This is a genomic window from Streptomyces sp. NPDC058469 (genome assembly GCF_042721125.1).
GTDB lineage: Bacteria > Actinomycetota > Actinomycetes > Streptomycetales > Streptomycetaceae > Streptomyces.
Genome location: NZ_JBHXME010000276.1, coordinates 1 through 7,973, shown reverse-complemented (window position 1 = coordinate 7,973; position 7,973 = coordinate 1). Strand labels below are relative to the sequence as shown.

Below are 7,973 nucleotides of genomic sequence, written 5' to 3'. Positions count from 1 at the left end.
GTAGGACACCGCCGAACAAATATTGCGAAAACCCCCGTACCGTTAATCCGGTACGGGGGTTTTCTGCGTTTAGGCTCAGCGGTATGCGCTATGACCTCGTGATCTTCGACAATGACGGTGTCCTCGTCGACAGTGAGCCGATCTCCAACAGGCTGCTGGCCGGCTATCTCACCGAGCTCGGGCACCCGACCTCCTACGAGGAGTCCCTCCGTGACTACATGGGCGCCGCGATGCACCGCGTACACGATCTCGTCGAGGAGCGGACCGGGCAGCGGTTGCCGGACGACTTCGACGAGGTTTTTCACGCTCGCGTGTTCGCCGCGTTCGAGCGGGAGTTGAAGCCGGTCACCGGGGCCGTCGACGTGCTGGAGAGGCTGGTCGCGGACGGGGTGCCGTACTGCGTGGCGTCGTCCGGGAGCCATGAGCGGATTCGGGTGGGGCATCGGACGACGGGGCTGGACGAGTGGTTCGAGGAGGAGTGGGTCTTCAGCTCCGAGGACGTGGGGCGGGGGAAGCCCGCGCCGGATCTGTTCCTGTACGCGGCCGAGCGGATGGGCGTCGCACCGGAGCGGTGTGTCGTCGTAGAGGACAGTCCGTTGGGGGTGCGGGCTGCTGTCGCGGCTGGGATGGATGTGTATGGGTTCACCGCCATGACTCCTGCCGAGCGGCTCTCGGGGGCCGGTCAACTCTTCGGTGACATGGGGCAGTTGGTTGACCTGCTGGAATGACTGCCGCCACCGTGTGCGCACTGACATTTGTCATGCCGAGGTCCGGATGATCGGTTCTACTGGCGGCCTGGGTCTCGCGGCAAGCTGAGGGCATGACGACGAACACGGGTTCCATGAAGAAGAACTTCGGGCCGCTTCTCGCGGACGTGGCGGTGCCGATCGGGTCGTACTACCTGCTGAAGAGCGGGTTCGGGATGGGCACCGTGGCGGCGTTGGGGTGGAGCAGTGTCGTGCCGGCGGTGCGGACCGTGTGGGGGGTCGTCGCGGAGCGGAAGCTCAACGCGTTCGCGGCGCTGATTCTCTTCGTGAACGTCGTCGGGCTGCTGCTCAGCTTCGTGGCCGGTGACCCGCGGCTGATGCTCGCCAAGGACAGCGGGATCAGCAGTGCCGTCGGGATCGGGATCCTGGTGTCCGTGGTGATTGGCAAGCCGATGATGACCGCCGGGATGAAGCCGTTCCTGGTGAAGGGCGACCCGGAGCGGGAGGCCGCGTTCGAGCGGTTGTTGGGCGGGTCGGTGGCCTTTCGGCGGGCCGAGCGGCGGTTCTCGCTCGTGTGGGGTGTGATGCTCCTCGCGGAGTGCGTCGCGCGGATCGTCGGCGTGTACACGCTGCCGGTGGACACCATGGTGTGGCTCGGCACCGTCGTGATGATCGGCACGATCGCCGTTACGTCCGTGGTCAGTGGCGGTGTCGCCGTCGGACCGATGGCCGAGATGATCGACGCGGAGCTGAAGAGCGGGGCTCCGGCCGGGGCGGTTGCCGCGTCCGTCGGCGTCCCCTCGCTCGCCGTCGCCGGGTGACCTCCCAAAGCTGAGGAGAATTCATCTTTGGCTGGATCTACCCACGAGTACGCCGGGGCCCTTACGCTCGCCGCCATGACAGATGTGCTGCGGCGCGGTAGGGCCTCTTTGGCGTTCAGCTTCTTCGCTCAGGGCGCCACCTTCGCGCTGCTCGTGACGCGCATCCCGGCGATCCAGGACCGGTACGGGGTCTCGGACGGGCTGCTGCCCGTCTTCCTGGCCGCCGTGCCGATCCTCGCCGGCGTCGGCAGCGTCACGACCGAGCAGTTGGTGAAGCGAATACGGCCCAGCGTGCTGCTGCGCTGGTCCCAGCCCGTCGTCCTCCTGGCGCTGCTCGGGGTCGGGTCGGGCGACAGCATGGCCGAACTGGCCGTCGCCCTCGGCGCGTTCGGGCTCGCGGTGGGTGCGCTGGACGCCTCGATGAACATGCTCGGGGTGAGTCTGCAGCGGACGTACGGACGAAGCATCATGCTCAGTTTCCATGCCGCGTACAGCCTGGGCGGGATCGTGGGGGCCTCGCTGGCGTGGGCCGGGGCGCACTGGCATCTGGCGCTGTGGGTGTCGTATCTGCCCGTCGTGGCCGTGTTGCTGCCGGCCGCGCTCGTGGGGAGCCGGTGGTACGTCGACGGGGGTGCGCCCGGCGAGGAGAGCGAGGGGGCCGAGGCGGGGCCGCTCGTCTTCAAGTTGCTGCTGCCGTTGTGTCTGGTGATGACCTTCGCCTATATCGGGGACTCGACCGTCTCCAACTGGAGTGCGAAGTATCTGAAGGACGTGCTGGGGAGTTCGGAACAGGTGGCGACCGTTCCGTACAACGTCTACATGGTGATGTGCCTGGTCGGGCGGGGGATCGGGGATATCGGGGTGCGGCGGTTCGGGGCCGTGGCCGTCGTGCGGCTGGGGGCGGTGGTGGCCGCGGTGGGGTTCGCCGTGGTGGCCGTGGCGCCCGGGGCCGGGGTCGGGATGCTCGGGTTCACGCTGCTGGGGCTCGGGTTGTGTGTGCTGGTGCCGCAGACCTTCGCGGCTGCCGGGCGGTTGTTCCCGGGGGCTTCCGATACGGCGATCGCCCGGCTCAATGTCTTCAACTACGTGGGGTTCCTGATCGGTTCGCCGTTGGTGGGGGCGCTGGGCGACGCCTGGAGTTACCGCGGGGCGATGCTCGTGCCGATGGTGTTGGTGCTGGTGACGTTGGTGTACGCCCGCTCGTTCGCGCCGCAGGCGGACCGATACGGTGACGGGCATGAGCGGGCGCGCACAGCTGATGTGGGACGAGGCAGTAACGGGCTATGACTTCGGCCGGGACCATCCGATGGACCCGGTTCGGCTCGCCCTGACCCGGAGACTGGTCGACGCCTTCGGGCTCGACAAGGACGTGGACGTCGTAGCGGCGAAGCCCGCCGGTGATTCGACGCTGCGGCTGGTCCACCGGGAGGACTACGTCGAGGCGGTGAAGGCCGCCTCGGCCGATCCGGAGTCGGCGGACGGGGCGTACGGGCTCGGGACCATGGATGATCCCGCCTTTGCCGGGATGCACGAGGTGTCGGCGCTGATCGCCGGGCAGTCGGTGGGGGCGGCCGAGGCCGTGTGGGCCGGGGACGCGCTGCATGCCGTGAACTTCTCGGGTGGGCTGCATCATGCGATGCCGGGGGCTGCCTCCGGGTTCTGCATCTACAACGACGCCTCGCTGGCCATCGCCCGGCTGCTGGAGCTGGGGGCCGAGCGGGTCGCGTACATCGATGTCGACGTGCACCACGGGGACGGGGTCCAGGCGGCGTTCTGGGAGGACCCCCGGGTGCTGACGATCTCCCTGCACGAGCATCCGCGGACGTTGTTCCCGCAGACCGGGTGGCCGGAGGAGACCGGGGCCGGGCGGGGGGAGGGCTCTGCGGTCAATGTGGCGCTGCCGGCTGGTACCGGGGACGCGGGGTGGCTGCGGGCCTTCCACGCCGTCGTACCGGAGTTGATCGCGGACTTCCGGCCGCAGGTGCTGGTGACTCAGCATGGGGCCGACACGCACTTCGAGGACCCACTCGCTCATCTCGCGGTGTCGCTGGACGCGCAGCGGGCCGTGCAGGTGGCCTGTCATGAGTTGGCGCACCAGTACGCGGACGGGAAGTGGGTCGCGCTCGGCGGGGGCGGTTACGCCGTGGTGGAGGTGGTGCCGCGGTCGTGGACGCATCTCGTCGCGATCGCCGCGGGGCGGGAGATCGAGCCCGAGGCCGTGATCCCCGAGGGGTGGCGGCAGGAAGTGTTCGCGCGGACACGGCAGTTGGGGCCGCAGCGGATGACGGACGGGCGGTGGCCGGTGTCCTACGCCGACTGGGAGTCGGGGTACGACCCCGCCGACCGTCTTGACCAGGCTGTCGTGGCGACCCGGCGGGCGGTGTTCCCGCTGCGGGGTTTGTTGGCGTAGGCCTCCGGCGGTGGAGCGGTAGTCGTGCGGGTGTGTCTGGGTGACCGTCCCTGGAGGCCGCGCCCCCAGACCCCGGCCTGCGCTGGAGAGGTGCCGGACGGGCTGGATGATGCCGGCCGGTGTTGAGACGCCCCCAACTCCCGCACGGCGGTGGTGTCACCGGTGCTACGCCAACCGTGCGGTGTTTCCCGCGTTCCCGTCGTGACCGGTGTCCGTGTCCGTCACCATCACTCCCGTGTTGAGCACCGGCGCCCTCCGCGCCCATCTCCTCGCCGCCCGGCTGGCCGGACCCGTGGCCACCTCGCGGGAGGAGAGTCTGCGGAGTTATCGGGCCTTCGCCGCCCGGGACCCGCGGGTGCTGATCGGGCTCGATCCCGAATGGACGTGGGGCCAGCGGGACTTGATCGGGCTGATGGCGGACAAGTGTGGGGTTTCGGCCGACCCGACGCACACTTCCGGGCATGATGTGATCGATCCGGAGCGGACTTTGACCGCTCTGGATGCCTTCGCCGACCGGTTGGGTGCGGTAGCGGAGCGCAGCGGGCCGGTGCTTCTCGGTACCGGGCATCCGCATCGACTGCTCGGGTTCTACGCCGCGTTGGCGGACGCCTTGTCGGCGGCGGGATGTGCTGTTCTCACCCCCGCGCAGGGTCACTCTGTCGACATAACGACCCGGTTCGGTCTACGCACGTACAACCTTGACTACGCACAAGGAGTCGCGCTCGTCCGCGAACCGGGCCCCGAACGCACCGGTTGTGAGCCCGGCGCACACACGCACTCACCGCTCCCGGTTCGTACTGTTCTGGGTGCGGCGGCGGAGGCCGGCGGGGTGCTTCCGGAGCTGGTGATCGGGGACCACGGATGGGTCTGCGGAGCAGGTCAGCTGGGGTTCGAGGCCATTGGTCTCGCAGACACCGATGACCCCGCGCTGTTCGTGGGGGAGGCCGAGGGGTCGGTGTCCGTCGTAGTTCCGGTTGATGACGCCGTGCGGTCCGCTTACTACCGCCCGCTTACCCGCTACGTACTCAATCGAGCGTGTCTGTCACAGTAGGCCGCCGATGGGTGCACCTCTTCCCCACTCGCATCACACGCCCCTACATTGGGGAGTGAGCACGCAACGACGAAGAGTCACCGGAAGGGGAAGCCGGTGACCGTCGAGTGCGGAAGGTTCAGGTGTGTCATGGCTGCAGCTGGCGAGAGGCCTCTGAACGAGGTTCAGTTCCTTACCGTGGCGGAGGTCGCCTCGGTGATGCGAGTGTCGAAGATGACCGTGTACCGGTTGGTGCACAGCGGTCATCTGCCCGCTATCCGGGTGGGGCGGTCCTTCCGCGTCCCCGAGCAAGCGGTACACGAGTACCTTCGCGAGAGTTATGTGGGGGTGGAGACAGCCTGAGGCGATACCTCGATTACGACCTCAGAGCTCGGACGGGTAGGCTGGCCCCTTGTAGGTCGTATGGGCCCATGATGCCCAGCACCGAGTGATGAGAAGTGAGCGAGGGTAGTCGTGGGCTCTGTTATCAAGAAGCGGCGCAAGCGGATGGCTAAGAAGAAGCACCGCAAGCTGCTGAAGCGCACGCGCGTGCAGCGTCGTAACAAGAAGTAGGCGACGCGGCGCCGCGAGAGCGTCTCCTGTGGCCCCCCACCGCATGCGGTGGGGGGCCACAGTTTTGTTCCCGTCATGTGCCTCGCGCCTACGCCTGCACCGCAGGTGGCTTGGTCTGATCGCACGTTTGCGGGTACTCGGGAGTTCGTGGGTCGGGCGGTCATCACAGTGCAACACCGAACCGCTAGGTTGGCCGCACACGGGTAACTCAAAAGGAAGGCGCTGATCTTGGGGAAGGTCGTGCTCGTGACCGGAGTGGCCCGTCAGCTGGGGGGCCGGTTCGTACGGCGGATCCAGCGTGACCCTCAGGTGGACCGGGTGATCGCCGTGGACGCGGTTTCGCCGGGGCACCATCTCGGGGGCGCGGAGTTCATCCAGGCCGACATCCGGCAGCCCACCATCGCGCGCGTGCTCGCCGAGTCGGGCGCCGACACGGTCGTGCACATGGACGTGACGGGCACCGCCCTGGGCAGCGGCAGCCGGACCACGGTCAAGGAGACCAACGTCATCGGCACCATGCAGCTCCTCGGCGCCTGCCAGAAGTCGCCGGTCGTGAAGCGCCTGGTGGTGAAGTCCAGTACGAACGTCTACGGCTCCGCCCCGCGCGACCCGGCCGTCTTCACCGAGGGCACCCCGCCGAAGTCCCTGCCGAGCGGCGGCTTCGCGAAGGACACCGTCGAGGTCGAGGGCTATGTGCGAGGCTTCGCCCGCCGCCGCCCCGACGTCGCCGTGTGCGTGCTGCGGTTCGCCAACATCCTTGGTCCTACGGCGGATTCGCCGCTCGCGTCGTACTTCTCGCTGCCGGTCCTGCCGACCGTGTTCGGGTACGACCCGCGGCTGCAGTTCGTGCACGAGGACGACATGATCGAGGTGCTGCGGATCGCCTCGCACGATCCGCGGCGGGGCACGCTCAACAGCGGCACCTTCAACATCGCCGGGGACGGCGTCCTGCTGCTCTCCCAGTGCTCCCGGCGCCTGGGCCGCCCGACGGTGCCGCTGCTGCTGCCGGCGGTCACCTGGGCCGGTTCCCTGGTGCGTACGCTGGGGATGACGGACTTCTCCCCGGAACAGATCCGGCTGCTGACGCACGGCCGGGTCGTGTCGACGGTCCAGATGCGCGAGACGCTGGGGTACAAGCCGAAGTACACGACCGCCGAGACCTTCGCGGACTTCGCGCGGAGTCAGGGCCCGGGGCTGCTGCCGCCGGAGGCCCTCGCGGGGGCCGTCGACCGGATCGCCGCGCTGTCCGGGCCGGGCAGTGGCCACCCCCCGACGCCGAGCGCCAACTGAGGAGCGCATCAACGATGGCGGATGCCAAGGTCATTCCGTTCGACGACGACCGGTCCCGCGCCAACGGCGTGCAGCGGCCGCAGCGGCGCCGGAGCACGGGGAACCGGCGCAAGAACGGCGAGCCCGCGCTGGTCCGTGAGGTCCAGCCCCTGCCGGGCCGGGACTTCGCGCAGGATGATGATCCTGTGACGCGTGAGGAACAGGAGCCGGAGAAGACACCGGACGAGGACGGCCAGAGCGGCCTGGAACGCCGGGTCGCCCACGGCCTGTCCTTCCTGCGCCGCCGACTGACCGGGGACTACGACGTCGACGACTTCGGCTACGACGAGGAGCTCACCGACGAGGTCCTGATGCCGGCGCTGCGCCCGCTGTACGAGAAGTACTTCCGGGTCGAGGTCAAGGGCATCGAGAACATCCCGGCCGAGGGCGGCGCGCTGATCGTCGCCAACCACTCCGGGACGCTGCCGCTGGACGGCGTGATGATGCAGATCGCCGTCCACGACAACCACCCCGCGGCCCGCCACCTCCGCCTCCTCGCGGCGGACCTCGTCTTCATGCTCCCGGTGGTCAACGAACTCGCCCGCAAGGCCGGTCACACCCTCGCCTGCGCCGAGGACGCCGAACGGCTGCTGGGGCGCGGTGAGTTGGTCGGCGTGATGCCGGAGGGCTTCAAGGGCATCGGCAAGCCGTTCAGCGAGCGCTACAAGCTCCAGCGCTTCGGCCGCGGCGGCTTCGTCTCCACGGCCCTGCGCAAGGGCGCGCCGATCATCCCGTGCTCGATCGTGGGCGCCGAGGAGATCTACCCGATGATCGGCAACTCCAAGACCCTCGCCCGGGTCCTGGGCTTCCCGTACTTCCCGATCACCCCCACGTTCCCGTGGCTGGGCCCGCTCGGCGCGATCCCCCTCCCCACGAAGTGGACGATCCAGTTCGGCGAGCCGATCCCCACGGACGGCTACCCGCCGGAGGCGGCCGAGGACCCGATGCTGATGTTCAACCTCACCGACCAGGTGAGAGAACAGATCCAGCACACGCTGTACAAGCTGCTGGTGCAGCGCCGGTCGGTGTTCTTCTAGTTTTTCGGCTGTACGGCGTCTTCTTTGGCTGTACGACGACGGGGTGCCCTTCCGTGCAGGAAGGGC

The 7,973-nt window shown here is 68.5% G+C and carries 9 protein-coding genes; all 9 read left to right on the top strand.

Going from position 1 to position 7,973, the window contains the following annotated elements; translation table 11 throughout:
• The first annotated feature begins 83 nt into the window (after positions 1-83).
• Positions 84-728, top strand: coding sequence for an HAD family hydrolase (locus ACFWP5_RS50875; protein WP_384173744.1), 645 nt, complete (start codon positions 84-86; stop codon positions 726-728).
• A gap of 92 nt (positions 729-820) precedes the next feature.
• Positions 821-1,528, top strand: coding sequence for a VC0807 family protein (locus ACFWP5_RS50870; RefSeq protein ID WP_384173741.1), 708 nt, complete (start codon positions 821-823; stop codon positions 1,526-1,528).
• 75 nt (positions 1,529-1,603) lie between these two features.
• A complete protein-coding gene (locus tag ACFWP5_RS50865) occupies positions 1,604-2,815 on the top strand; it encodes an MFS transporter (protein WP_384173738.1) in 1,212 nt (403 codons plus the stop codon).
• Entirely contained in the window at positions 2,766-3,938 is a 1,173-nt protein-coding gene (locus tag ACFWP5_RS50860) for an acetoin utilization protein AcuC (RefSeq protein WP_384173736.1), read from the top strand. The genes ACFWP5_RS50865 and ACFWP5_RS50860 overlap by 50 nt, the downstream gene beginning before the upstream one ends.
• A 235-nt stretch (positions 3,939-4,173) precedes the next feature.
• Positions 4,174-4,989 carry a phosphatase gene (locus ACFWP5_RS50855; RefSeq protein WP_384173733.1) on the top strand — a complete coding sequence of 272 codons (816 nt, stop codon included), beginning with the start codon at positions 4,174-4,176 and terminating at the stop codon, positions 4,987-4,989.
• Between the two features lie 129 nt (positions 4,990-5,118).
• The gene (locus ACFWP5_RS50850; protein WP_004984898.1) at positions 5,119-5,331 is read left to right on the top strand and encodes a helix-turn-helix domain-containing protein; all 213 of its coding nucleotides are present in this window, start codon (positions 5,119-5,121) and stop codon (positions 5,329-5,331) included.
• A gap of 111 nt (positions 5,332-5,442) precedes the next feature.
• Positions 5,443-5,541 carry a 30S ribosomal protein bS22 gene (locus tag ACFWP5_RS50845; protein ID WP_003948845.1) on the top strand — a complete coding sequence of 33 codons (99 nt, stop codon included), beginning with the start codon at positions 5,443-5,445 and terminating at the stop codon, positions 5,539-5,541.
• A gap of 228 nt (positions 5,542-5,769) precedes the next feature.
• On the top strand, positions 5,770-6,831 hold the full coding sequence (locus ACFWP5_RS50840) for an NAD-dependent epimerase/dehydratase family protein (protein WP_384173730.1): 1,062 nt from the start codon (positions 5,770-5,772) through the stop codon (positions 6,829-6,831).
• Positions 6,832-6,845: 14 nt separating this feature from the next.
• Positions 6,846-7,907: a lysophospholipid acyltransferase family protein gene (locus ACFWP5_RS50835; protein ID WP_384173728.1), complete on the top strand. Its 1,062-nt coding sequence runs from the start codon at positions 6,846-6,848 to the stop codon at positions 7,905-7,907.
• The last annotated feature ends 66 nt before the right edge of the window (positions 7,908-7,973 follow it).

Bases quoted from the DNA above. Each gene is read 5' to 3' on its own strand.
- ACFWP5_RS50875 (WP_384173744.1), top strand. From the start codon at position 84: ATGCGCTATGACCTCGTGATCTTCGACAATGACGGTGTCCTCGTCGAC.
- ACFWP5_RS50870 (WP_384173741.1), top strand. From the start codon at position 821: ATGACGACGAACACGGGTTCCATGAAGAAGAACTTCGGGCCGCTTCTC.
- ACFWP5_RS50865 (WP_384173738.1), top strand. From the start codon at position 1,604: ATGACAGATGTGCTGCGGCGCGGTAGGGCCTCTTTGGCGTTCAGCTTC.
- ACFWP5_RS50860 (WP_384173736.1), top strand. From the start codon at position 2,766: ATGAGCGGGCGCGCACAGCTGATGTGGGACGAGGCAGTAACGGGCTAT.
- ACFWP5_RS50850 (WP_004984898.1), top strand. From the start codon at position 5,119: ATGGCTGCAGCTGGCGAGAGGCCTCTGAACGAGGTTCAGTTCCTTACC.
- ACFWP5_RS50835 (WP_384173728.1), top strand. From the start codon at position 6,846: ATGGCGGATGCCAAGGTCATTCCGTTCGACGACGACCGGTCCCGCGCC.